Below are 22,527 nucleotides of genomic sequence, written 5' to 3'. Positions count from 1 at the left end.
TCCTCTCTGCCGTCCGATAAGATGCGAAATACCACCCAAAGGGCTGCCAGAGGCTGTAGGACCTGCCGGACTTTAGTAACGGGGTACGTGGGGATCGATGACTTGCGACCAGCGATCGATACCGCCCGCGAGGGACTGGGCCTGCTCGAAGCCCTGTTCGCGGAGCCACATCGTCACGGAGAGCGATCGCGCTCCATGGTGGCAGAGAACGACGATCGACTGGTCAGGATCGAGCTCCTGGTGCGCGCGGGAGGGAACCTCTCCCATGGGCATCAGGGTCGATCCCGGAAGGTTTGCAGTGTTAAACTCCCATGGCTCGCGGACGTCCAATAGGAGAGGCGCACTGGCCTGGTCGCGTTGCCGGGCAAAGTCTTCGACGGTGATCTCAGGGGGAAGCATAGAACTCAAGCATATCGCGCCTGGTCGTACCGGGCCAACAGGGCCGGAAGCAGGAAATTAGCTTGACTAAGCAATGCAATCGCAAGAGGTTAGATAATCTGGTGGACTACGGATCGATGGGGTGCCCAACAATGTCCTCCAGACGGTACACTTAAGGGTTTAGAGGCATCTAAGCAGAGCATCTGCCCATAAACTCTGGTTAGGAAAGCAGGGAAGATTTTGGAACGAGTTTTAATCGTCGAAGATGAAGTCCACGCGCGTACCGGTTTGACCGAGCTGATCGAAAGCTGGGGCTATATGACCGAAGGCGCCGCCGACGGCGTGGAGGGCCTGGAAAAGACGATTTCGTGGAATCCCGCGATCGTGGTGACCGATCTGAAGATGCCGCGGATGGATGGTATGGAGCTGTTGAATCGTCTCGCGGATCTGCCCAATCACGTAGCCGTGGTGATGATGACCGCTCAGGGCTCGATTGAGTCGGCCGTGGAGGCCATGCGGAAGGGAGCCTACGACTACGTTCCCAAGCCGGTTGATCCCCTGCGGCTGCGCACGATCCTGCAGAACGCCAGCCGCCAGCACCTGGACCTCGACGGGGAACTTGAAGACACTCTCCGCCGCCAGCGCGATACCGGCATGCTGGGCCCTCTGGTTGGCAGCTCGCACCGGATGAAGACGATCTTTTCGCTGATCGAGCGTGTGGCTCCTTCGAACGTCAGCGTCCTGGTCACGGGCGAGAGCGGCACCGGCAAGGAGCTTGTGGCTCGTGCGCTGCACGAATTTAGCTCAAGGCGCAACAAGCCATTCGTCGCGGTCAACTGCGCAGCCATCCCCGAAACCCTGATTGAAAGCGAGATCTTCGGCCACGAGAAAGGGGCCTTCACAGGGGCGCTCGAGCGAAGGGCCGGGTGTTTCGAGCTGGCGGAAGAGGGAACCCTGCTGCTGGATGAGATTGGGGAGATGCCCGCGGCCACCCAGGCCAAGCTGCTTCGGGTACTCGAAGACCGAAAGCTGCGACGACTGGGGAGCAAGGCGGAGACTCCGGTGGATGTCCGGGTTGTGGCCGCGACCAATAAGGATCCCGAGGAGGCCGTGGCCGCAGGCGAGTTGCGTGGAGATCTCTACTACCGGCTGAATGTCTTTAATATCCAGATGCCTCCTCTGCGCGAGCACATGGAGGATATTGCCCCGATTGCGGAGAAGATGATCGCGGACATGAATGAGCGGCACAGCTGCGCGGTAACGGGCCTCAAAGAGGGCTTTCTGAAGCGCCTGATGGCCTATTCATGGCCTGGAAACGTGCGCGAACTGAGGAACACCATTGAGCGAGCCACGATTATGGCAGGTGCCGGAATGCTGGGCGTAGAACATTTGCCTCAGAACTTTGGCGAGCCGGGCTTTGCACCCTCGACCATCAAGAGCGGCCGTTTCGCTACCTTGGCCACTGTGGAGAACGGTCAGGAAAATTCGCGCTCTAGCGAGGTAGAACGTTACCTGGAAGACCAGAACACGGTCCGGGTGGAAGTGGGCACCACCGTCGATGAGGCCGAGCGTCAGCTTATTCTGAAGACACTGATGTCGACCCACAACAACAAAACGAAAGCCGCAGAGATTTTAGGCATCAGTTCAAAGACGCTCCAGAACAAGCTGAAGGAATATTCAAATAACCCTGCCCTGGTGGATTAGGCAATGCGGCTGAAGACGAAGCTGGTCGTATCGGCTACCGGACTGACGTTTGCGATTGTTGTGGTGTTGTCGGTCCTGTTCGTCGGCGAGCTTCTGCGGCAAAGAATTGAGCAGACGGCGGCGGCGAACAATGTTCTCGCCAACGAGGTCACCCTGATGACCCGGCAGGCGGTCGAGACCGGCCTGCGCGCAAATCCGCCCTCCGACCTGAGTGACGAGGCTCTTTCCGCCTCCGTCGCAGACGCTCTGCGCAACTACCAGCCGCTGGCCGATGTGATGAACTCCATCATCCGGTACTCGCCGACGGTGCAGGATGTCAGTGTCACCGATGCCCGCGGTATCGCTATCGTGAGTACGGACCCGGATGCGGTGAACCAGCCCGCTGCCCACCGCAACAGTCTGGAGAGCGTCCAGAACGGCAGTATCGCCTATCAGCGCAAGCAGGTCTTCGGCTTGCCTCAGGTCTTCGACACGGTGCAGCCGCTCGACCGAAACGGCCAGCCATTTCTTGCCGTGCACGTCGGCGTGCGCTCAACCTTCCTGCGAAACTCCTACGAGCCCTGGTTGCGGGCTGCGGGTCTGTTTGCCCTGCTCTCCGCCCTGGCTGCTATGCTTGCCGCTGCCGTTCTTGCCAACGCGGCGCTCCAGCCGATCGAGCAGATCAGCCGTCAGCTCGAGAAGCTGACGCAGCAGGCAGGGGAGCCACCGGATCGTATCTCGACGGACAAATCCGATAGCGATGCAGTGCTGCGAGTCTCGCAGACCATCAATCGCCTCGGCGAACAGATGCGATCCAAGGAAGCAGGCTATACGGCGCTGCAGGCCAATCTGAACCAGATGCTTGATACTCTGCGCGACGGCGTGCTGCTGTTCACCGCGGATCGTCGCGCCGTTATGGTCTCCGATGCCGTGGCCAATTTTTTGAATCACCTTCAGGGCGATCTGGTCGGAAGGCAGCTGGAGGAGATCTTTGAGCCGGAGACGGCCTTGGGCGCCGCGGTGCTTGCCGCCTTTGCCGATGGCGAATCTGTCAGCGCAGAGAGCGTGACCCTCGAAGATGGCCGCCAGGTGCAGATCGCACTCGATCGCTTCGGTGATGGGCTGGGAGAGAGCATGGGAACGCTGGTGACCCTGCGCGACCTGGAATCGATGATGCAGCTCGGACAGGAGCTCGAAATCTCGCGCCGCCTGGCAGCGATCGGACGCCTTACCGCCGGAGTGGGACACGAGGTCAAGAACCCGATCAATGCCATGGTTGTCCACCTGGAGCTCTTGCGAAGCAAGCTGGCGGGAGCGGGTCCGGAGGCCTTTGGAAATGCACAGCGCCACGTAGACATCCTTACCGGCGAGATGCAGCGGCTGGATCGTGTTGTGCAAACGCTGGCCGATTTCTCGCGACCCATGGACCTCAAGCTGCGTGAACATGATCTGCGCCAGGTAGTCGACGCCGTTGTAGAGTTGACCGCGGCCGAGATGCGCGAAAATGGCGTGCTTGTCTCTGTCTCTTCTCCGAAAGAACCCCTCATGGTGCGCGTCGATGCAGAATTGGTCCGACAGGCGCTCCTGAATTTGCTGCTGAACAGCATGCAGGCAATGCCGCACGGAGGAAAGTTGCGTCTTATACTTCATCGCGATCATCAGTTTGCCGTGGTGGAAGTGATCGATGAAGGAGAAGGTATCGCGCCTGAGGTTCTTCCGCGTATCTTTGAGCTGTACTTCACCACAAAACCGAGGGGAAGCGGAATCGGCCTGGCGATGACCTATCGCATCCTGCAGATGCATGGTGGAGCATTGGATGTGCGGTCAAATGCCAATCCGCGCGCGCTCGACCGCGGAACGACGTTTACGCTGCGGCTGCCGACGACAGGTTCGGGAGCAGAGACAAGAAAGGCCACGGCGGCTGGAGCCGCCCGCAAGGCATTGGGAGAGCACGTTTGATGTGGTACCACAGCAAGATCGTGGCGATGAAAAGGACAGCGGTGCTGCAGGTGGGCATTGCCTGGGCCTTGAGCTGTGGGCTAAGCGGATGCAGGCATAAGGCCGTGCTTCCTCCTCTCCCGGCCATTACGCAGCCCATGGCGCTGATCAGCTCTCCTCCTCTGGATCATCCTCCCATGATTGAGGCGCCTCAGATCGAGCTTCCGCCGGTTCCCGTAGCCAGCGGAGCATCTCCACGCCGGGAGCGGCGGCGCAGGCCCAGCACCCAGCCCAATACTCCCGCTTCGACGCAACCAGCATCTGGAGAAGCTCCGGCTGCCACGATGTCGCCGGAAGAAACTGCGATTGGAGCGCTCTCCCTGGGAGGTGAAGCGAATCCCCGCTCCCAACAGGAAGCCGCCGAGCTGCTTTCCTCGGTCGAACGACGGTTGAGCGGTCTGCCGACCTCCAAAGCCAAGGCTGAGAAGTCGCAAGTCAGCCGGATCATAAACTTTCAGCGGCAGGCCCAGGCGGCGCTGGACTCCGGAGACGCAGAAGGCGCAAAGACGCTCGCGACCAAAGCGAAGCTTCTGCTCGACGATCTGGAAAAATAGCAGCAAAACAATTCGGCGGACCAGAAGGTCCGCCGTGTTTTCCATAGGTGAACGGAGTGCTAGGCCTCCGTGCCGTGGCACTTCTTGAACTTCTTACCGGATCCGCACGGGCAGGGATCGTTGCGTCCCACCTTGTCCCCGGTTACTCGCGGAGCGTTGCCATTGGTCGCGGTAGCAGTTCCTACAGCCCGCGCCTGGTCCAGCTCGCGTTGCTTTTTCTTCTGGAACTCGCGTTCCAGCGCGTCGATGGTGGTCGAGGGGGCGCGCGTCTGGATGGGAACCGGCGTATGCTCCGCCGCCGTTGCCGCGGGTGCCGTCGCAATGGAACCCTGCGCGGACGCCTCGATCACATTTGCAGGCTCGGAGGCTGGCGGAGCGAAGCCGCCAAATCCTGGGGGAAGCTGATCGAGGCTTTCGATCGGAGTTCCGTCCGGGCCGATGATCTGCATTCGGAACAGGTGTCGAAGGGTGTCCTCCTGGAAGCGCAGCATCATGGCCTCGAACATCTCGAAGGATTCCTTCTTATAGGCGACCAGTGGATCCTGCTGGGCATAGCCGCGCAGGCCAATGCCTTCCTTCAGGTGGTCCATCTGAAGCAGATGATCCTTCCACAGGCCATCGAGTACGCTAAGCATGACGACGCGCTCGTGGTAGCGCATCGCCTGTGCGCCCAGAATGCGCTCCTTCACCTCATAGTGTGCGCCGAGCTTTTCAAAGATGGCCTCTCCAAGCTCGTGGCGGCTCAGGCTGGTAATGTCCACTACGTTCTCAAGATGCACGCCAAACTGGTCGTAAAGCGCGGAGAACAGTGCCTCGCTCTTCCATTCCTCGGGGTGCGCCTTCTCCGGAGCACTCTCGTCGAGGAAGCTCGAGAGGATCGTCGAAAGGTAGTCGTCCGTGATGAGCTGCTTCTGGTCGACGCCCTCCATCAGCTGCTTGCGCAGGCCATAGACCGCCTCGCGTTGCTTGTTCATCACATCGTCATATTCGAGGATGTGCTTGCGCGATTCGAAGTTCTGCGTCTCGACCGCCTTTTGCGCGGCCTCGATGCGGCGGGAGATCATACCGCTTTCGATCGGCATACCCTCTTCCATGCCGAGCCGTTGCAGCAGCGTCGAAACCCACTCGCGTGCGAAGATGCGCATCAGGTCGTCTTCGAGCGAGAGGTAGAAACGGCTGGCGCCCGGATCACCCTGGCGTCCGGCGCGTCCGCGAAGCTGGTTGTCGACGCGCCGGCTCTCATGGCGCTCGGTGCCGATAATGTGCAGGCCGCCGGCGGCGATCACGGCGTCGTGTTCCTTCTGGGCGGCGCTGGAGTGAGCTGCGACCGCGGCCTCCCAAGCCTCCTGGGTCGTCTCGAACTCCTGCGACTGGTAATAGAAGCGGAACATTCCCGGACCTGCCACGGGCGAGATCGCTCCCTCAGCGGCGGATACGGCGCGGGCCTGAGACTTGCGCACCAGATCCTGGCGAGCCATGAAATCCGAGTTGCCGCCAAGAAGAATGTCGGTTCCGCGGCCGGCCATGTTGGTGGCGATGGTAACCATACCCAGACGTCCGGCCTGCGCCACGATCTCGGCTTCTTTTTCGTGAAACTTCGCGTTCAACACGACGTGCCGGACGCCCTTGCGCTTCAGGATCTCCGACAGCAGCTCGGACTTCTCGATGCTGGTCGTGCCCACCAGGACAGGCTGGCGCAGCTCATGCAGACGGGCGATCTCGTCGGCCACGGCAAAGTACTTTTCCTTGGCGGTACGGTAGACCACGTCGGCATTCTCGATGCGGAGCATGGGCCGGTTCGTCGGGATGACAACGATGTCGAGCTTGTAAATCTTGTCGAACTCGGCGGCTTCCGTCTCGGCGGTACCGGTCATGCCCGAGAGCTTCTTGTACATGCGGAAGTAGTTCTGGAATGTGATCGTCGCCAGCGTCTGGTCTTCCTTCCGGATGGCTACGCCTTCCTTGGCTTCCACAGCCTGGTGCAGGCCGTCGGACCATCGGCGACCCGGCATCAGACGCCCGGTAAACTCGTCGACGATGATGACCTCGCCTTCCTTCACCACGTACTCCACGTCCCTCTTGTAGAGGGAGTGCGCCTTGATGGCGACCTCGACGTGATGCTTCAAGTCCCAGTTCTCCGGATCGGCGATGTTGCCGATGCCAAGCAACTTTTCAATCTTCTCCCAGCCCTCGTCGGTCACCGTGATGGCGCGGGTCTTCTCATCGACTACGTAGTCGCCGCTCCAGGTCTTGGTCTCGAGGGTCTCGATCAGCTCGCCCAGCTCCAGCTGCGGAATGATGATGTTGACGCGAGCGTACTTGTCGGTCGTCTGATCGGTCGGGCCGGAGATGATCAGCGGGGTGCGGGCCTCGTCGATGAGGATCGAGTCCACCTCGTCGACGATGCAGTAGTACTGGCCGCGCTGGACCTGGTCGGCGATCTCGAACTTCATGTTGTCGCGCAAGTAGTCGAAGCCGAACTCGTTGTTGGTCCCGTAGGTGATATCGGATCCGTAGGCCGCGCGCCGCTGCGCGTCGTCCAGGTCGTGCACGATGACGCCGACCGAAAGCCCGAGGAAGCCATAGATCTTGCCCATCCACTCGGCATCGCGCTTGGCCAGGTAGTCGTTGACCGTGACCACATGGACGCCGTGTCCGGCGAGAGCATTCAGGTAGCAGGGAAGGGTAGCGACCAGCGTCTTGCCTTCGCCGGTCTTCATCTCGGAGATCTGGCCCAAGTGCAGCACCATGCCGCCGATCAGCTGTACGTCGAAGTGCCGCATATGCACCACGCGGCGGCCGGCCTCGCGGACGACGGCAAAGGCTTCGGGGAGAATGGCATCAAGGGCTGCTTTTTCGGCGGTGCGGCGCTCTTCGGCGTCTTCGATTCCCGAGAGAGCGTCGGCGATCCGCTGGCGGAACTCAACCGTCTTGTTGCGCAGCTCCTCGTCGCTGAGTGCCTGGATCGACGGCTCGAGAGAATTGATCTGGGCAATCGTCGGCATCAGGCGCTTAACGGCGCGCTCGTTACTGGTTCCAAAGACTTTTGCTATGACTGAGTTGAACAAAACCTGGTGTCCTTCGTCGGGGCGGAATGCAACCCACTACCAGTGTAAATGGTTCCGGGGCCAGTGGGCGGAGTGGAGCGCGTTTCGTAACCTTCTGGCAACAAAGGAGGATCCGAAACCTTTACCCTGCGCCGATCGCTGGGGCGTGTATGCGTGGATGGCGTACTCTGGCTCACGAACCATTTGAACCAATAGGGGTGATGTCGTGATGCTCAATTATACGCAGAGCTCTCTTCTGATTAGCCTCTCCGTCCTATGCTCCCTTCTGCTGGTCAAGCTGCTCAACCGCTTCTGGCCCATCCAGAACCGAAAGCTGCTCAACGACGTGACCGGATGGCAGCTGGGAGTTCTTGGAACAACCTACGGGGTCATCCTCGGATTCATGCTCTACAGCGTGTGGCAGGGCTTTCGCGCAGCCCAGATCGACGCCGATCTGGAAGCCACCTCCATGCTGAACGTCTACCGCATTGCCGGAGGACTGCCCTCTCCCCAGAAGGAGGAGATCCGTGAGCTGGCGCGGCGCTACGAGTTCGTCGTCGTCAACGAGGAGTGGCCCGCCATGCAGCGTCAGAAGGAAGATCGCGCGGCGGCGGTCGTCCTGAACGAGATGTGGCTGGTCCTGGAGACGGCAAAGCCCGAGACCCCTAGTGCAACCAATAGTATCGATCACATCCAGTACGCCATGAGCAACCTGGCGGAACGGCGGAATATGCGGGATCATCAGCGCAGCAACCAGATGCCTTCCCTGCTATGGGTGTTGCTCGTTCTTGGAGGAGGAGCGACCATCGTTTCGTCCTGCCTGCTGGGAAACGACAAAAAATGGCTTCATTACTGCCAGGTGGGTGCGCTTACCTTTGTCGTGGTGACCACGCTGACTGCCATTGCCGATCTGGCAAGGCCGTATGAAGGCTCAGTCGAAGTGCAGCCTTCGGCGTTTGTGCAGGCCCTTGAGGCGATGAAGTCGCTCCAACACCATTAGTGCCCGCCCATCGCCTCGGGGTCGGGCTTGACCCTCTTATCGGGCAGCCGCATCACGAAAGGCAGCGGAATCAGGGAGCAGATTACGACCGACAGAATGAAGAAGGCATTCTTGTAGCTCAGCATCGAGGACTGCCGCAGCATGTCCTGGTAAGCCTGCCCGATCGCCATCTGTGTCGCCGTGCCCGCCGAAACGCCTTGCGCGATCAGCATAGAGGTCATACGGCTCATGTACTGCCGATAAGGAACGCTTCCGGGAATCACATGGGCCGCCAGCGCTACCTGGTGTACCTGCGCGCTGCGGGAGATGAACGTCGTCAGCAGGGCAGTCCCCATGCTTCCCCCAAGGTTGCGGGCAAAGTTCGAGAGGCTCGCAATCTGGTTGGTCTTATCCGCCGGAACCCCGACATAGTTCAGTGTGCTGATCGGGATGAAGACAAACGGCAGGCCTATGACCTGGATCATGCGCCAGAGCGTCACCGTACTGAAGGCCGTATTCAAATCCAGTCGCGTCAGGTTGTAGATGCCAGCCGCTGTCGCGGCATAGCCCATCGCCACCATCAGGCGCGGATCGAACTTGCCCAGGGTCCGGCCTGCGACCGCCATCATCAGCATCATCACGAAACCCGCGGGCGAGAGCACCATGCCTGCACGCTCTGCGGTATATCCCAGCAGAACCTGCAGGTATTGCGGAATCAGAACCGTGCTCCCAAACAGCACCATGCCCAGGATGAGCTGCAAAAAGACAGCCGTGCCGAAGTTTCTGTTCTTCAGCAGCTTCAGGTCGACGATGGGGTGCGAATGGTTCCACTCCCAGATCACGAAGGTGATGAGGGTGACGGCTGCGAGGATCGCGCAGGTGACGATCATCTGCGAGCCGAACCAGTCCTTCTCCTGCCCCTTGTCCAGCGCGAACTCGAGGAAACCCACTCCCAGGGCCACCAGGCCGAGGCCGAAGAAGTCCACTTTTTCTTTGTGTGCCTGTTTTTGGCGGACCTTCATCTCCGGCGGGTCTTCCACCATGCGGTTGCTGAGATAGAGAGAGAGCAAACCGACAGGAAGGTTGATGAAGAAGATCCAGTGCCAGCTGAAGTTGTCCGTGATCCAGCCGCCCAGCGTGGGTCCGATCGCGGGTGCGACCACCACCGCCATGCCGTAGACTGCAAAGGCTTGCCCGCGTTTTTCGATGGAGAAGGTATCGGCAAGAATCGCCTGCTCGCTCGGGGCGAGGCCGCCGCCGCCCGCGCCCTGAAGGATGCGGGCAATGATCAGCATCGGGAGCGTCTGTGCCAGTCCGCACAGCAGCGAGCAGATCGTGAACAGCGCCACGCACGTCATGTAAAAGCGCTTGCGTCCGAAGCGATTGGAAAGCCAGCCCGAGATGGGGAGCACGATCGCGCTCGAAACCAGATAGCTGGTCAGCACCCAGGTCGCCTCTTCCTGGCTCGCGCCCAGCGTTCCGGCCATATGCGGAAGCGCGACGTTCGCGATCGAGGTGTCGAGAACCTCCATAAAGGTCGCAAGCGTCACCGTCAGGGCCACGGCCCAGGGGTTATGGCGCGGCTTCCAGATGGCTGGACTCAGGGGGGCGACAGCGGTTGACATATCAGGTTGCTGATATAATATCAGGGAACTGAGATTAAGTGGCCAAACGAGAGAACATTTCGAAGCCGCTCGCGAAGGACGAGCGTTACCAGCAGAGTAGGCAGGCGCTGCGAACCATCAAGCGCATCCTCGTACAGTTTCGCGGCCAGATGGACGAGCAGCTCCGGCCTCAGGGTGTCACGACGGCGCAGATGCAGGTACTCTTCGCCGTCCGCGGAACGCCCGGCAGTTCAGGCGCGCAGCTGGCCCGCTCCTGCTATATCACTCCGCAGACCACGCAGATGCTGCTGAAGCACCTGGAAGACGGCGGCTTCATCGTTCGCGGCAAAGACCCCGTCAACAACCGCATCGTCACCGCCAGCATCACCGCCGCAGGAGAGCGGCTGGCCCAGTCCGTCGAGAAGACCAGCCAGGTCCTGCAGGAGCAATTGTGGAGTGGCATCTCCGACCGCGAGCTCGTGAAGCTCAACATCCTTCTGGAGCGTTGCATCAGCAATCTGGATATCGCGGACGATCCCACGATCAACTGCCGTTAGACGTGGGCACGGAACCTTAGCCGTACGTAATCCGCAACCCAGTTCCCATCGTCGTCCCGAAGAACCGGATCCAGCAACTGCACCGTTTTGCCGAGGGCAGTCGCCCGGTCTACAGGCGAAAGTCTGTCCAGCACGCCATTGCGAAAGGTCTCCAGCCATGCCTCCATGCCCCCGGGCAGCGGAGTCGGCCGCGGAATCAGCTCGATCGAATCCACCGTGAACCCGGCCGACTCCATCAGGCGGCGATAGACCGCCGGAGCCGGGTAAAAAGATGCTGCAGCTTCTTCGGTGTCGATGCCGTAGGGCCCGAGCACGGAAGACAAGGCAGTCCGGATGGCCGCAATATTTCCCTGGCCCCCCATCTCGGCCACAAACCTTCCACCCGGCTTCAGGCAACGGCGAATCGAAGCCAGCAGGGCAGGGTGCCGGTCTCTGGAGAGCCAATGCAGCGCCGCGTTCGAGAAGACCGCATCGAACTCTTCGCGGTAGGGAAGCGCATCGGCGCTGTGATGCTCCACGTCGAGCCCGCGCTTCGTTGCAGCCTCAAGCATGCTGAGTGAGAAATCGATGCCCTTTACCGTCGCGCCACTGGCGGCGATCTGCTCCGTCAGGGCTCCATCCCCGCAACCGACGTCAAGGATGCGTTCTCCCGGCTGCTGAGCCAGCAGATCCACCACTCCTGAAGCAAGGGTTGCTACGAAGCGTCCGTTGGCCGCGTAGGCCTCTGTATTCCAACTCTGTCCGATGGTCTCCATGAGAGATATTCTTGCTGCTCCCGGTCTTTCGTGCGAGCAACATTAGAACTTCTTGGCGTGGCATAAGCTCGGTCGCTAGGTGCCGTAGCCGCGATGCTTCATCGCCAGCAGCTCCTGATTGCTTGGCCAGGAGATCGTCAACAGAAGGGCCGAGTCCTTCGTCGATTCGATCTCGTGCGGGATAGAGGCGCCCAGGGTCAGCAGGCTTCCCTCCGGCAGATCGTGAACCTTTCCTCGTGCGGTAAGGTGAATATCTCCTCGCAGAACCTGCACCGAGATCGTGCCGTCGGCATGATGCTCATTCATCCGCGAGCCGGCCTCCATCGTGATCAGCACGCTCCTGAAATCATCCTTCTTGAAGAGCGTCTTTGCATAATGGCCGGCTTGCCATGGCTTTTTGCTCTCGGAATCGGCGATCTCCTGTGTCAGGTCGAAGTGGGCGAGATCGTCCACCATGTTTCCATCAGCTTTTGAAGTTGTCATGAATCTCCCTCCAACAGGGACTTCATACTCGGGCCTTTTCTTCATTGGATGCAGGGAAGCTGCCTCAGGCTGGCTTCGTCATGCGCTCCGTTGCATACTTGTCATTTGTACGTCTTCAGGGCGTACCTGGAAAAAAGATTCACGAGGAGTATTCATGGCAGAGAACACAATCACGGCGGCAATCGAGTTTGCGCGCGGAAACCAGCAGCGTTTTGTCGACGAGCTGAAGGCGCTCCTGCGCATTCCATCCATCTCCACGCTTCCGGAGCATGCCCCGGATGTTCGCAAGGCCGCCGAGTTCGTCGCCGCGGAACTCCGCCGCATCGGGATGGAAAACGTCAAACTCATCGAGACCGTGACCGCCGATCATCCCAGCGGCCATCCGCTCGTCTATGCTGACTGGCTCCAGGCCGGAGATGGAGCTCCCACGGTCCTCTGCTATGGCCACTACGACGTTCAGCCCGCCGAGCCGCTGGACGAGTGGACGACGCCTCCTTTTGAGCCGGCCGAACGCAACGGCAACCTCTATGCTCGCGGCGCAGTCGATGACAAAGGCCAGATGTGGATGCACGTCAAGGCTCTCGAATCGCTGTTTGCCGCAAACCAGGGCAAGCTGCCCGTTAACATCCGGATCATTGTTGAGGGCGAAGAAGAGGTCGGCGGCGAGGGCATCGCATGGTTTGTGCGCGAACACGGCGATCAGCTTCGCGCCGATGTAGCACTCGTCAGCGATACTGAGATGTTCGCTCCCGATCTCCCCACGCTCTGCGTCGGCCTGCGGGGCATGATCTATACCGAGCTTGAAGTTCGAGGTTCCCGCTCCGACCTGCACTCGGGCATGTTCGGTGGGGCAGCACCCAACCCCTTCATCGCGCTCGCCCACATCATTGCGAAGCTTAAAGACGAGGACGGCCGTATCCTCATTCCCGGGTTCTACGATAGAGTCGCAGCGCCGACTCCTGACGAGCTCAAAACCTGGAAGGATCTTCCTTTCGACGAGGAGCACTACCGGCACACAAAGGTTGGCTCTTCGGAGCTGACCGGCGAGCCCGGCTATAGCGTGTTGGAACGCACATGGTCCCGCCCTACACTGGACGTGCATGGAATGCCCGGAGGCTTTACCGGAGCCGGAGCCAAGACCGTAATCCCTGCCAAGGCTGTCGCCAAGATCAGCATGCGTCTGGTTCCTGACCAATCACCGGCAGAAGTGTTTGGCCAGTACAAAGCCTATGTCGAATCCATTGTGCCTCGTGGGGCCGAGGTCGTGGTCCGCATCATTCACGCCGCCGACCCCATCGTCGTCTCTACCGACAATCCCTATGTGCAGGCAGCGACCTCTGCCATGCGCGAAGTCTTCGCGACGGACACGGTCTTCGTTCGCGGCGGAGGCTCTATCCCCGTAGTCGGAGATTTTGTGCGCGAGCTAAAGCTGCCTACACTGCTGATGGGCTTTGGTCTGCCCGACGACAATCTCCATGCGCCCAATGAGAAATTCCACCTCGCGAACTTCCATCGCGGCATCGAATCGATTGTGCGCTTCCTCTCCACAATTCCCTCGAGGGTTGGTGGCTGATGCATTCGCTTCCACTTGGAGCCTATGTTTTAGCGGGAGGCCGCAGTACGCGCATGGGGCAGGACAAGGCGCTGCTTCCGTTGGCGGGAAGGCCTCTCGTTGAGCATGCGGTCTCGAAACTCAGGCAACTGACCGACGAGGTTTATATCCTCGCTGACCGGCGGGAGCTCGCGGCCTTTGCTCCGATCGTGCCCGATCTTCGCCAGGGCTGCGGCCCTCTCGGAGGCTTTGAGACTGCTCTGAGCCACACTCGGCGCGAATGGGTGCTTATCCTTCCTGTGGACATGCCCTTTGTGCCGGCAGCTCTGCTTCAAAGCTGGGTCCACTCTGTTCTGGATAGACGCAAGGTGAGGGCGGCTTTGTTTGTGATCGACGAGGTTCCTCAACCGGCGCTCTGCCTTCTGCATCGGGAGATGTTGCCGTTCATCGCTGCTGCCGTTCTGCAGGGAAGATTCAAGCTTTATCCAGTGATCGAGGAGGCCGCGAGGGCACTCGCGCATCAACACAGCGCTTCTCCCTCCGAAGTCCTTTTGCTCCATCCATGGAGCGAGTCAGCGCCATCGTCCTCTTTTATGGACAGAGAAGAAGGGAAGCATCTTGAGGAGCTGACGCAGGCGCAACAGTCGGCAAAGCATTTGTGGTTCGCAAATCTGAATACTCCGGAAGAATTTCGAGAAGCCCAACTGCATCTTGACGCTTTGGACGCATGGGCCGAATCGTCTCCATCGAGCAGCCGTCCAGTGCAACAATAGGGAAGAGGAGAATCGAATGGCTGGTGAACCATCGGACGATCTGTGGCGTCATTCCCCGGAGCCCAACCAGACCAACGGGCGCGACAAGCGTAACGCTGTTGAAAAAGATGACTCCGACGGTTCTTCTCACATCTCAGACGATCGTCTGGAGCCGCGCTCAGAAGCTGAAGCTCCACTGATCGCAGATGTCTCCGCCGACGTTGCTCCTGCTGTGGAAGAGTTTATGGACCAGGCAGCCCAGCAGAATGAGGCTGCCGCCGACGCAGTTCCCGATACGCGCAACAAGCCCGGCTCCTATATCTCCTTCGAGCACGTCTCGAAATCTTTTGGCAGTCTGGTGGTGCTTGAAGATGTCAGCTTCTGCGTCCTTCCCGGAGAGACGCTCTGCATCCTCGGCCGCAGCGGTGTCGGGAAATCCGTCTCACTCCAGATGCTGATGGGCTTCCTCAAGCCTGACAGCGGAACCATCTACGTGGCCGGAGACGATATCACCCGCCTCAACGAGCGTCAGATGCAGCTCATACGGCGCAAGGTCACCATGGTCTTTCAGAACGGCGCTCTCTTCGACTCCATTACGGTAGGCGAAAACGTTGCCTTTCCGCTGCGCGAGCGTGGTGAGCTTTCTGAGGAACAGATTCTGCAGATCGTCAAGGGCTTGCTTGAAATGGTCGGTGTCGCCGGCATGGAAGATCTTCTGCCGTCTGATCTCTCGACCGGCATGAAGCGTTCTGTCGCGATCGCGCGCGCCCTGGCCTCGCAGCCTGAGGCCGTCCTCTACGACGAACCGACTACGATGGTCGATCCACTGATGGCGCATCTCCTCGGCGATCTCATCGAAAGACTCAAGCAGCAACTTCATCTCACGAGCATCGTGGTGACCCACGACATGCGCTTCGCAAAGAAGCTTGCGGATCGCGTCGTCTTCCTGCACGCAGGGAAAGCTCTTTTTTTTGGGACGATGGAAGAGATGGAAAAGAGTGACGATCCCATCCTGCGCGAGTTTCTTCAACTCGATGAACTTGTCATGCCAAATTAATAAAAAATTTACCTTTGGCCATATCGTGCATCAAATCAAATTTGACATCGAAATCACTCGCGGTGCTATCCCACCTTCGGGGAATCGCATGAGTTAAGTTGTTGTTCTAAAACATAGGTGGACCTTAGTTGCGTGGGCCCATCGTAACCAGTATCCTATGTTAGATGGGGATTTAGCTGCCCAACGATGGTAGGTGGATTTTTTTGTAGGGCAACTTTCTGTTTCAGCCTTGTGTCAAACTGACTAATTGAAATTTTCTTGTTGGTACGGTCATCCTTGTATGCCTGGATTGTCTCGCCAACCTAAAAAAAGCCTTGAAATCTGGTTGCTAAGGGCGTGAGATTTTATGGCGACTCCAGACTATTTGCAGCAAGTAATTGTCTCGGGACGAAAGTCCGCAGCTCAGGGCAACCGAGATCAATCGGCCTCCATCGGCGTCTTTCGCCGACCTTCGGTAACAAGTCTCATCTGGGCCACTCTCGATCTTGTAACGGTGCTGTTGGCGGGTGTCGTCGCGTTGCGGGTTCACATCGCAATCCCATCGCAGGTCCCGACCTACGATGTTGTTCCAAGCCTGCTCCACTCTTCGCCTCACACATTGCTGCTGTATGTCGTCTGGTATGCGGTGTGCATCATTTTATTCTCCCGTTCATACGGGCTCTACGGACCGATTCAAAGCCGTAGCGGTTTGCATGAACAGCGCATGACAATTCAGGCTTCGCTTACCGCTGGCCTCGTCCTCTGCGGAACCTTGTATCTCTCTAACGGCAATGCGATCTCCCGCATGGTCGTCATGCTGACTGTCGTCTTCTCGACGATGCTGCTCTGCGCTCGTCGCGCGGTACAGCGCCGCAGCTTTTACCGGCGCAGCCTCGCGGGCATTGAGGTCCGCAACGTTCTCATCGTGGGAGCAGGACGCGTCGGCTACGCCCTGCGCAATCATCTCGACTCCCTGCAGCACCTCGGATATCGCTTCAAAGGTTTCGTCGCTCTCACCGAGCGCGAGGCCGAGATGAGCGATACAGATGTCGTCGGCGACGTTCGCAACTGCCTCTCCCTCGCTCGCTCTCTCTTTGTCGATGAGATCTTCTTCTCCGTGCCTGGAGACAAGAAGCTGGTCATCAATACCGTCGAAGAGGCACGCCTGGCGGGAATCGACGTTCGCGTCGTACCCGATCTCTACGATGGCCTCGCCTGGAACGCGCCGGTGGAATACGTCGGCCAGTTCCCGACCATCCCGCTTCACCGCCGCGACTTTCCCATCGGGGCTTTCCTGCTCAAGCGCGTTCTCGACATCACGCTCTCCTCGATTGCATTGGCCGTGTTCTCTCCCATCATGCTGGCAATCGCCATTGCGGTTCGCATGGATTCGAAGGGCTCCATCTTCTATCAGGCTCATCGCATCGGCCGCAAGGGTCGCACCTTCGCCTGCTATAAATTCCGCACCATGGTGAACGACGCCGACAAGCTGAAGGAGAAGCTGGCCCACATGAACGAGCGCGACAGCGTGCTCTTCAAGATCGCCAACGATCCTCGCATCACCCGCGTCGGGCGTCATCTTCGCAAATACTCCCTCGACGAGCTTCCGCAGTTCTACAACGTCCTCCGCGGAGATATGAGTCTCGTCGGTCCGCGTCCTCCTATCGCCCGCGAGGTTGAGCAGTACGACATCGAGCATCTCCGTCGTCTCGACGTTCTGCCCGGCATCACCGGCCTCTGGCAGGTCGAGGCTCGCCAGGATCCCTCCTTCGACAGCTACATCTCGCTCGATACTGCCTACGTCGAGAACTGGAGCCTCTGGCTCGATATGAAGATCCTCGCCCGCACCCTCGGCGTCGTCTTCGCCGGTACTGGAAGCTAGTCGCGATCCAGCCCTCCTTCGCTCCGCATGGGCGAAGGAGGCGTTAGACTGGAGCTGTGAAGATAGCTCTGGCTCAGATCAATCCAACGGTGGGAGACTTCACCGGAAACACGAAAAAGATTCTCGAATTTGCTGCTCGCGCCGCAGAGCAGGGAGTAGGGCTCGTCGTCTTTCCCGAGCTTTGCGTCTGCGGTTATCCTCCCGCCGACTTTCTCGAAAAGTCCGCCTTCGTCGAACGCTCCGTTCAGGCCGTCGATGAGATCGCCGCGTGGACAGGCACTCCCGGCCGTCCTGCTCTTCTTGTCGGTTCGGTCATGGCCGCCGCCTCGCAGGTCGGTAAGCGTGTCTCCAACGCCGCGATCCTTCTCGCCGAAGGCAAACGAGCCTTTGTGCAGCAGAAGATGCTTCTGCCCTTCTACGATGTCTTCGACGAGCAGCGCTACTTCGAGCCCGCTGTTTCACAGTCCCTGACCTTCGTCGGCGATCAACCCGTCGCCATCACCATCTGCGAGGACGCCTGGAACGACAAGGACTTCTGGCCGCGGCAGCTCTATCCTGTCGATCCCGTCAACGCGCTCATGCAGCAATGGCAGGCCGAAGCCGCCTCCCTCGACAAGTACCCGCGCCTGATCGTCAACATCTCCGCCTCACCGTTCTGCCAGGGCAAGCCCTCCGTTCGTCAGCGCATGCTGGCCGCCATCGCCGAGCGTCACAATGCCTTCGTGCTTCTGGTCAATCAGGTGGGAGGCAACGACGGTCTGGTCTTCGATGGCTCTTCGATTCTGCTCGATCCCACGGGAACCGTGGTCGCGCGCGCTGGTTGTTTCGTCGAAGACCTCGTCGTCTTCGACCTCGTGAGCACATCCGAGGCCGCCCCTGCGCCCTGCGACGAGGTCGGCGAAGTCTGGCAGGCCCTTGTTCTGGGCACTCGTGATTACGTGCGCAAATGCGGCTTCAGCAAAGCTGTCATTGCCGTCAGTGGAGGCATCGACTCCGCCCTCGTCGCAGCGATTGCGGTGGAAGCCCTGGGGGCAGAAAACGTCGTCGGCATCGGAATGCCCAGCGAGTACTCCTCGCTTGGCTCCATCGACGATGCCCGCAAGCTTGCGAAGAATCTCGGGATCCGCTTCGAGCTTCTTCCTATCCACGATGTCTTCGCGCAGTTCCAGAAGGTCCTCGAGCCTCTGTTTACCGGAACGAAGTTCGGCCTCGCGGAAGAGAACCTGCAATCGCGCATTCGCGGCACGCTGCTGATGGCCATATCGAACAAGTTCAGCCCCCTCGTCCTCACCACCGGCAACAAGAGCGAGATGGCGGTCGGCTACTGCACCCTCTATGGAGACATGGTAGGCGCGTTGGCCGTCATCGGCGATGTCTACAAGACCCGGGTCTACGAGCTCGCCCACTATGCCAATCGTTCCCGCGAAATAATCCCGCAGAACACCATCGAGAAGCCGCCATCAGCGGAGCTTCGTCCCGATCAGCGCGATACCGATTCGCTCCCGCCCTACGAAGTCCTCGACCCCATCCTCATGGCCTACGTCGAGCACTTCCTCTCCGCCGAGCAGATCGCCCGCGAGCAGAATCTCGATCCGGCTCTCGTCCGCTCCGTCCTCAAGCTCGTCGAACAGAGCGAATACAAGCGGCAACAGGCCGCTCCGGTCCTCAAAGTTACGCAGAAATCGTTCGGTACCGGGCGCAGGTTTCCCATTGCCGTCAAGGTTCAGGTTTAATAGCAGCTACGGTCGCCTACGGCCGCAATAAGGAAGGGTTTTGATTTTGAAGAGAGCTTACATCCTGTCGATCGCATTGGCGCCGTTTCTCGGCGTAGTCACTCTCGCCCAGGCGCCCGCTCCGGCGCAGCAGCAACCCAAGCCGGCAACGCCAGCCAGTCCTTCGCAGGCTGGCCCAGCTCCTCGCCAGCCGCTGCAGTTGCAGTCGCTCGATCCCTCCAGCCGCCCCGACCCCTTCCCGCCGATCAATCCCAAGTTCTTTACCGCGAACACCCCGACGGTCGCAACCGTGGATGCCTTCCTCAAGGCTCTCTGGGGCTACGATCCCGACCGCATCTGGCGTGTCGAGGCCATCCAGACCACCCAGGCTCCAGGCGTCAGCAAAGTCGTCGTCTTCGTCACCGATAAAAAGCCCAACGCCAAGGTCGCCTCCGCCGCCTTCTTCGTCATGCCCGATGGCAAGCATGCCCTCGCGGACGCCTCGGGCATCATCCCCTTCGGAGCCACTCCGTACGCAGACACCCGCAAGACCCTTCAGGATCATGCGGACGGAGCCTACCGCGGAGCCGCGGGGAAGGACCTGCTGCTGGTCGAATTCGCTGACCTTCAATGCCCACACTGCAAAGAAGCCCAGCCCACCATGGACCGCCTCGTCCAGGACTTCCCGAACGCGCGCGTCGTCTTTCAGAGCTTTCCCCTCTCCGAGATCCATCCCTTCGCCTTCAAGGCGGCTGCCTACGGCTACTGCATCCAGAAGCAGAAGAACGAAGCCTTCTTTCCCTTCGCCGCCGATGTCTTTGAGAAGCAGGCCGCCCTCACTCCCGCCACTGGTGATCAGACTCTGAAGGATGCCGTCACCAAGGCCGGTCTCGATCCCGCAGCCATCGACACCTGCGCCGCCACCGACGACACCAAGAAAGCCGTCGAGGCTTCCGCCAAGCTCGCTCAGGACATCGGCATCGATCAGACTCCGATGCTGGCCATCAATGGCCGCCTCATCCCTCTCACCGCGAACCTGCCCTACGAGACCCTGAAGACCATCATCTCGTATCAGGCGTCACAGGACGGCGTCAGCACCGGGGCAGCTTTCTCTGCTCCACCGCGCCTGACTGCGCCCAGCCTGAACAAATAATCTGATCCCAGCTGCCGTCCGGAATCTGCATAGGATTTCGGACGGCTTTCACTTTAAGAAGTTATCCAATTACTCAAAAACCGCCGTCATTTGGGCATAAACGAGAATACTCCGAGCACGGCTCCGGCAAGCACTAGTAGGGCAGGGTTGATCTTGTACTGCAGCAGGATAAGAAGGACGCCGACGGCAATCGCAGCGGTTTCGACTCCGAAGATTGCGCCCTTTGCCATGGTGAAACAGCCAGCCAGCAAAAGACCGATGGAGACGGGCGCGAGGCCTTTTTGAATCGAAGTCCGCCACGACCACTTTTCCAGCTTCTTCCATCCACGAGCGACAACGAACGCAAGCAGCGCAGTCGGCCCGAAGAAGGCGAGCAAAACGATCAGAGCGCCGAGAAATCCACCCGCCCACTGTCCGATGGCCACGATCATCATCATGTTGGGGCCGGGAGCCATCTGCCCCACGCTGTAGAGGTGGATCAACTGCGGGAAGTTAAGCCACTTGTGGACATCGACAGTCAGGTTTTTCAACTCAGGAAACGCGGCCATTCCGCCGCCAACCGTGAGGATCGAAAGGTACGCAAAAACGCGAATGAGAGCTGGAGTCTGGTTCATTGGGTTCTACTCTCCTTCTGCTGTTTTCTTGGCCGATGGAAGAGGATTGCGAGGAGGCCGACCACTACGAGCGTACGTGGAACTCCCAGGTTCAGGCGGTTGACGGCAATCACGGTCAACGCCATAAAGACAAAGTCAAATTTGCAGGAGAGCGACTTCTTGCTCATGCTTACAACCGTCGACAGGATCAGGCCGACTGCTGCAGCGGCCACTCCTTTCAGCGCGGCCGTGGCCCAGACGTGATCACCGTGGGTATGGTAGAAGATGCCCACGATGTACATGAGCACAGCACCCGGCAGGCAGATGCCAAGGATCGCGGCTATGGCGCCGAGCGCGCCGCGCAACTTTTCCCCTACCAGAATGGCCATATTGGTCGCGTTCAAGCCGGGAAGACTCTGGCTGATGGAGAGCATCTCGACGAATTCCTTGTCATCGATCCATCCGCGTTTCGTAACGAGGCTGCCGCGAAGGTAAGGCACCACACCGCCGAAGCTGGTGGCTCCGATGATCAGGAACTCGACGAAAATCTGGCCAATGGAGGCTTGAGCTACCGGAGCAGCGGCGGGCACGGATTCGAAAGAGGGATTGAGAGCGGCGTCACTCATGGCATTGGGGCTCGTTCCCCTTGAGGGGATAAACCATGCCGGTTTTGGTAACGCCGAGCGCAAGCCAATCCTGTACGTCCTGTTGCAGCGTGATGTAGAACTGCGCGACCAGCTTCTTCTGCTTTTCGGCTACATCCTCTTTGCGATCGAACTTGACCTGAAATGCGAACTCTCCCACCAGAGACTTATGCTCGCCGCGGGTGCGCCATAACCCGATGTCGCACTTGGCGACCACGCCCTTGCCGAAGTCGAGTTGACCAAGGGGAAGCAGCACCTCTTCTACAATGCCTTCGTTCACCAGGCTTATCTTTTCCCCGTCGGATTTCTTGAGGGAGGCCAGCGCCGGAAACACTTTCACGAGAGTGGCCATCGCGGTCTTGTCTGTGTCGTGCATCTGGCTCAATCCGAATTGGCAATTGTGCGAATAGAGGATGCGATATCCGCCGACCTGATCCTTTAGAGGGAGGGCCTCGGCTTTGAACTTGATCCGGTATTTTCCTGCGATCTTGGGCCGCACATCCATAGCCGTCGCTTGCTGCTCATCGGGGTGACGGAATTTGAAGACGATTTCGGGATCGCCTACGGGAAAGCCATCCACATAGGAGATCCGCCTGCGCAGGATGAACGCGTTGTTGTAAAGGCGGAAGTCGGGAGTGTCGCCAAAAATGATCTCGCGAACTTCTGGTCTTAAGCCAGTCTCACGGTCTTCAATGAAGCCCACACCAACCTTCTTCGCCGTACTCTGCACGATCTTGCCGAAGTCGCGGAAGCTCTGGACCGAATTGAAGCGGTCGGGTTTCAAGATGAGTTTGGCTTCGAGATATTGCACCCGGTCGAGGGGCGCTCCATCCGCATATCTCGCCATCTCGATGGCGGCGGACTGAGTTGGCTGGACGCCGACGGCAGTTTTGCTGGCTTTCGCCTTCTTGCCGTTCTTCCCCTTTGGCTTTTGCTTTTGGTTTTCTTTGCCTTTCGCCATATAAGTTTTCTCCAAGCTCTCTTCTTTTTGCAGACGCAGTGCGGTTAATTGTGCGTGTAACACTAATCCCCATTTTGTCGACTTGGCTACTGTCAGATCCGCCAGTGGGGCAGTGAGCAAGTTAGCGATTTAGGATTTTGCGGGTAGAGGTCTCCCGAAATCGGAGCCGCGCACGGTGGCTGCGATTCGATGGCGACTGACTAG

General features: G+C 59.3%; 19 protein-coding genes. 11 read left to right on the top strand and 8 right to left on the bottom strand.

Annotated features, from left to right (window positions below):
- Positions 1-72: 72 nt before the first annotated feature.
- Positions 73-399, bottom strand: coding sequence for a rhodanese-like domain-containing protein (locus tag AC5S26_RS10490; protein WP_494184841.1), 327 nt, complete (start codon positions 397-399; stop codon positions 73-75).
- Positions 400-615: 216 nt separating this feature from the next.
- Between AC5S26_RS10490 and AC5S26_RS10485 the strand changes: the two genes are divergently transcribed.
- Genes AC5S26_RS10485 through AC5S26_RS10475 form a run of 3 tightly spaced genes read left to right on the top strand, consistent with a single transcriptional unit; the run spans position 616 to position 4,613 of the window.
- The gene (locus tag AC5S26_RS10485) at positions 616-2,082 is read left to right on the top strand and encodes a sigma-54-dependent transcriptional regulator (protein WP_494185405.1); all 1,467 of its coding nucleotides are present in this window, start codon (positions 616-618) and stop codon (positions 2,080-2,082) included.
- Positions 2,083-2,085: 3 nt separating this feature from the next.
- Complete coding sequence (locus AC5S26_RS10480; protein WP_494184840.1) at positions 2,086-4,020, top strand: sensor histidine kinase; 1,935 nt, start codon at positions 2,086-2,088, stop codon at positions 4,018-4,020.
- Positions 4,021-4,046: 26 nt separating this feature from the next.
- Entirely contained in the window at positions 4,047-4,613 is a 567-nt protein-coding gene (locus tag AC5S26_RS10475) for a hypothetical protein (protein ID WP_494184839.1), read from the top strand.
- Between the two features lie 59 nt (positions 4,614-4,672).
- On the opposite strand, the gene secA is transcribed toward AC5S26_RS10475, so the two are convergent.
- Positions 4,673-7,681 (bottom strand): preprotein translocase subunit SecA, encoded by a 3,009-nt coding sequence (secA, locus tag AC5S26_RS10470; RefSeq protein WP_494184838.1) that lies wholly within the window; start codon positions 7,679-7,681, stop codon positions 4,673-4,675.
- Positions 7,682-7,889: 208 nt separating this feature from the next.
- Between secA and AC5S26_RS10465 the strand changes: the two genes are divergently transcribed.
- A complete protein-coding gene (locus AC5S26_RS10465; RefSeq protein ID WP_494184837.1) occupies positions 7,890-8,660 on the top strand; it encodes a bestrophin-like domain in 771 nt (256 codons plus the stop codon).
- On the opposite strand, the gene AC5S26_RS10460 is transcribed toward AC5S26_RS10465, so the two are convergent.
- Positions 8,657-10,264, bottom strand: coding sequence for a DHA2 family efflux MFS transporter permease subunit (locus AC5S26_RS10460; RefSeq protein ID WP_494184836.1), 1,608 nt, complete (start codon positions 10,262-10,264; stop codon positions 8,657-8,659). The genes AC5S26_RS10465 and AC5S26_RS10460 overlap by 4 nt on opposite strands.
- A gap of 38 nt (positions 10,265-10,302) precedes the next feature.
- Between AC5S26_RS10460 and AC5S26_RS10455 the strand changes: the two genes are divergently transcribed.
- A complete protein-coding gene (locus AC5S26_RS10455; protein ID WP_494184835.1) occupies positions 10,303-10,800 on the top strand; it encodes a MarR family winged helix-turn-helix transcriptional regulator in 498 nt (165 codons plus the stop codon).
- On the opposite strand, the gene AC5S26_RS10450 is transcribed toward AC5S26_RS10455, so the two are convergent.
- Together AC5S26_RS10450 and AC5S26_RS10445 are read right to left on the bottom strand one after the other, a co-directional pair.
- Positions 10,797-11,555 carry a class I SAM-dependent methyltransferase gene (locus AC5S26_RS10450; RefSeq protein WP_494184834.1) on the bottom strand — a complete coding sequence of 253 codons (759 nt, stop codon included), beginning with the start codon at positions 11,553-11,555 and terminating at the stop codon, positions 10,797-10,799. The two genes, AC5S26_RS10455 and AC5S26_RS10450, sit on opposite strands and share 4 nt — an antisense overlap.
- A gap of 75 nt (positions 11,556-11,630) precedes the next feature.
- Positions 11,631-12,038 carry a cupin domain-containing protein gene (locus AC5S26_RS10445; protein WP_494184833.1) on the bottom strand — a complete coding sequence of 136 codons (408 nt, stop codon included), beginning with the start codon at positions 12,036-12,038 and terminating at the stop codon, positions 11,631-11,633.
- A 154-nt stretch (positions 12,039-12,192) separates the two neighbouring features.
- Between AC5S26_RS10445 and AC5S26_RS10440 the strand changes: the two genes are divergently transcribed.
- The 6 genes from AC5S26_RS10440 (at position 12,193) to AC5S26_RS10415 (ending at position 20,125) form a co-directional block, all read left to right on the top strand.
- Complete coding sequence (locus AC5S26_RS10440) at positions 12,193-13,611, top strand: dipeptidase (protein ID WP_494184832.1); 1,419 nt, start codon at positions 12,193-12,195, stop codon at positions 13,609-13,611.
- Entirely contained in the window at positions 13,611-14,363 is a 753-nt protein-coding gene (mobA, locus tag AC5S26_RS10435) for a molybdenum cofactor guanylyltransferase (RefSeq protein WP_494184831.1), read from the top strand. The genes AC5S26_RS10440 and mobA overlap by 1 nt, the downstream gene beginning before the upstream one ends.
- Before the next feature lie 223 nt (positions 14,364-14,586).
- Positions 14,587-15,399: an ABC transporter ATP-binding protein gene (locus tag AC5S26_RS10430; protein WP_494185404.1), complete on the top strand. Its 813-nt coding sequence runs from the start codon at positions 14,587-14,589 to the stop codon at positions 15,397-15,399.
- A gap of 346 nt (positions 15,400-15,745) precedes the next feature.
- Complete coding sequence (locus AC5S26_RS10425; protein ID WP_494184830.1) at positions 15,746-17,260, top strand: sugar transferase; 1,515 nt, start codon at positions 15,746-15,748, stop codon at positions 17,258-17,260.
- Between the two features lie 56 nt (positions 17,261-17,316).
- On the top strand, positions 17,317-18,993 hold the full coding sequence (locus tag AC5S26_RS10420) for an NAD+ synthase (protein ID WP_494184829.1): 1,677 nt from the start codon (positions 17,317-17,319) through the stop codon (positions 18,991-18,993).
- Between the two features lie 40 nt (positions 18,994-19,033).
- The gene (locus tag AC5S26_RS10415) at positions 19,034-20,125 is read left to right on the top strand and encodes a DsbA family protein (protein WP_494184828.1); all 1,092 of its coding nucleotides are present in this window, start codon (positions 19,034-19,036) and stop codon (positions 20,123-20,125) included.
- Positions 20,126-20,211: 86 nt separating this feature from the next.
- Here AC5S26_RS10415 and AC5S26_RS10410 read toward each other — a convergent pair whose 3' ends face one another.
- From AC5S26_RS10410 to AC5S26_RS10400, 3 genes are read right to left on the bottom strand one after another with little or no spacing between them, the layout of a single operon-like run.
- Positions 20,212-20,739, bottom strand: coding sequence for a chromate transporter (locus AC5S26_RS10410; RefSeq protein WP_494184827.1), 528 nt, complete (start codon positions 20,737-20,739; stop codon positions 20,212-20,214).
- Positions 20,736-21,344: a chromate transporter gene (locus AC5S26_RS10405; RefSeq protein ID WP_494184826.1), complete on the bottom strand. Its 609-nt coding sequence runs from the start codon at positions 21,342-21,344 to the stop codon at positions 20,736-20,738. Before AC5S26_RS10405 ends, AC5S26_RS10410 begins: the two co-directional genes overlap by 4 nt.
- Entirely contained in the window at positions 21,337-22,323 is a 987-nt protein-coding gene (locus AC5S26_RS10400; protein WP_494184825.1) for a hypothetical protein, read from the bottom strand. Before AC5S26_RS10400 ends, AC5S26_RS10405 begins: the two co-directional genes overlap by 8 nt.
- Positions 22,324-22,527: the final 204 nt, after the last annotated feature.

This window comes from Edaphobacter sp. FHG110511_03 (assembly GCF_059115365.1).
Note: the sequence above shows the minus strand (reverse complement) of the source record. Positions and strands in the feature narration are given on the sequence as shown.

Bases quoted from the DNA above. Each gene is read 5' to 3' on its own strand.
- AC5S26_RS10400 (WP_494184825.1), bottom strand. From the start codon at position 22,323: ATGGCGAAAGGCAAAGAAAACCAAAAGCAAAAGCCAAAGGGGAAGAAC.
- AC5S26_RS10445 (WP_494184833.1), bottom strand. From the start codon at position 12,038: ATGACAACTTCAAAAGCTGATGGAAACATGGTGGACGATCTCGCCCAC.
- AC5S26_RS10440 (WP_494184832.1), top strand. From the start codon at position 12,193: ATGGCAGAGAACACAATCACGGCGGCAATCGAGTTTGCGCGCGGAAAC.
- AC5S26_RS10465 (WP_494184837.1), top strand. From the start codon at position 7,890: ATGCTCAATTATACGCAGAGCTCTCTTCTGATTAGCCTCTCCGTCCTA.
- AC5S26_RS10480 (WP_494184840.1), top strand. From the start codon at position 2,086: ATGCGGCTGAAGACGAAGCTGGTCGTATCGGCTACCGGACTGACGTTT.
- AC5S26_RS10410 (WP_494184827.1), bottom strand. From the start codon at position 20,739: ATGAACCAGACTCCAGCTCTCATTCGCGTTTTTGCGTACCTTTCGATC.
- AC5S26_RS10475 (WP_494184839.1), top strand. From the start codon at position 4,047: ATGAAAAGGACAGCGGTGCTGCAGGTGGGCATTGCCTGGGCCTTGAGC.
- AC5S26_RS10460 (WP_494184836.1), bottom strand. From the start codon at position 10,264: ATGTCAACCGCTGTCGCCCCCCTGAGTCCAGCCATCTGGAAGCCGCGC.
- AC5S26_RS10430 (WP_494185404.1), top strand. From the start codon at position 14,587: ATGGACCAGGCAGCCCAGCAGAATGAGGCTGCCGCCGACGCAGTTCCC.
- AC5S26_RS10450 (WP_494184834.1), bottom strand. From the start codon at position 11,555: ATGGAGACCATCGGACAGAGTTGGAATACAGAGGCCTACGCGGCCAAC.
- mobA (WP_494184831.1), top strand. From the start codon at position 13,611: ATGCATTCGCTTCCACTTGGAGCCTATGTTTTAGCGGGAGGCCGCAGT.
- AC5S26_RS10490 (WP_494184841.1), bottom strand. From the start codon at position 399: ATGCTTCCCCCTGAGATCACCGTCGAAGACTTTGCCCGGCAACGCGAC.
- AC5S26_RS10405 (WP_494184826.1), bottom strand. From the start codon at position 21,344: ATGAGTGACGCCGCTCTCAATCCCTCTTTCGAATCCGTGCCCGCCGCT.
- AC5S26_RS10425 (WP_494184830.1), top strand. From the start codon at position 15,746: ATGGCGACTCCAGACTATTTGCAGCAAGTAATTGTCTCGGGACGAAAG.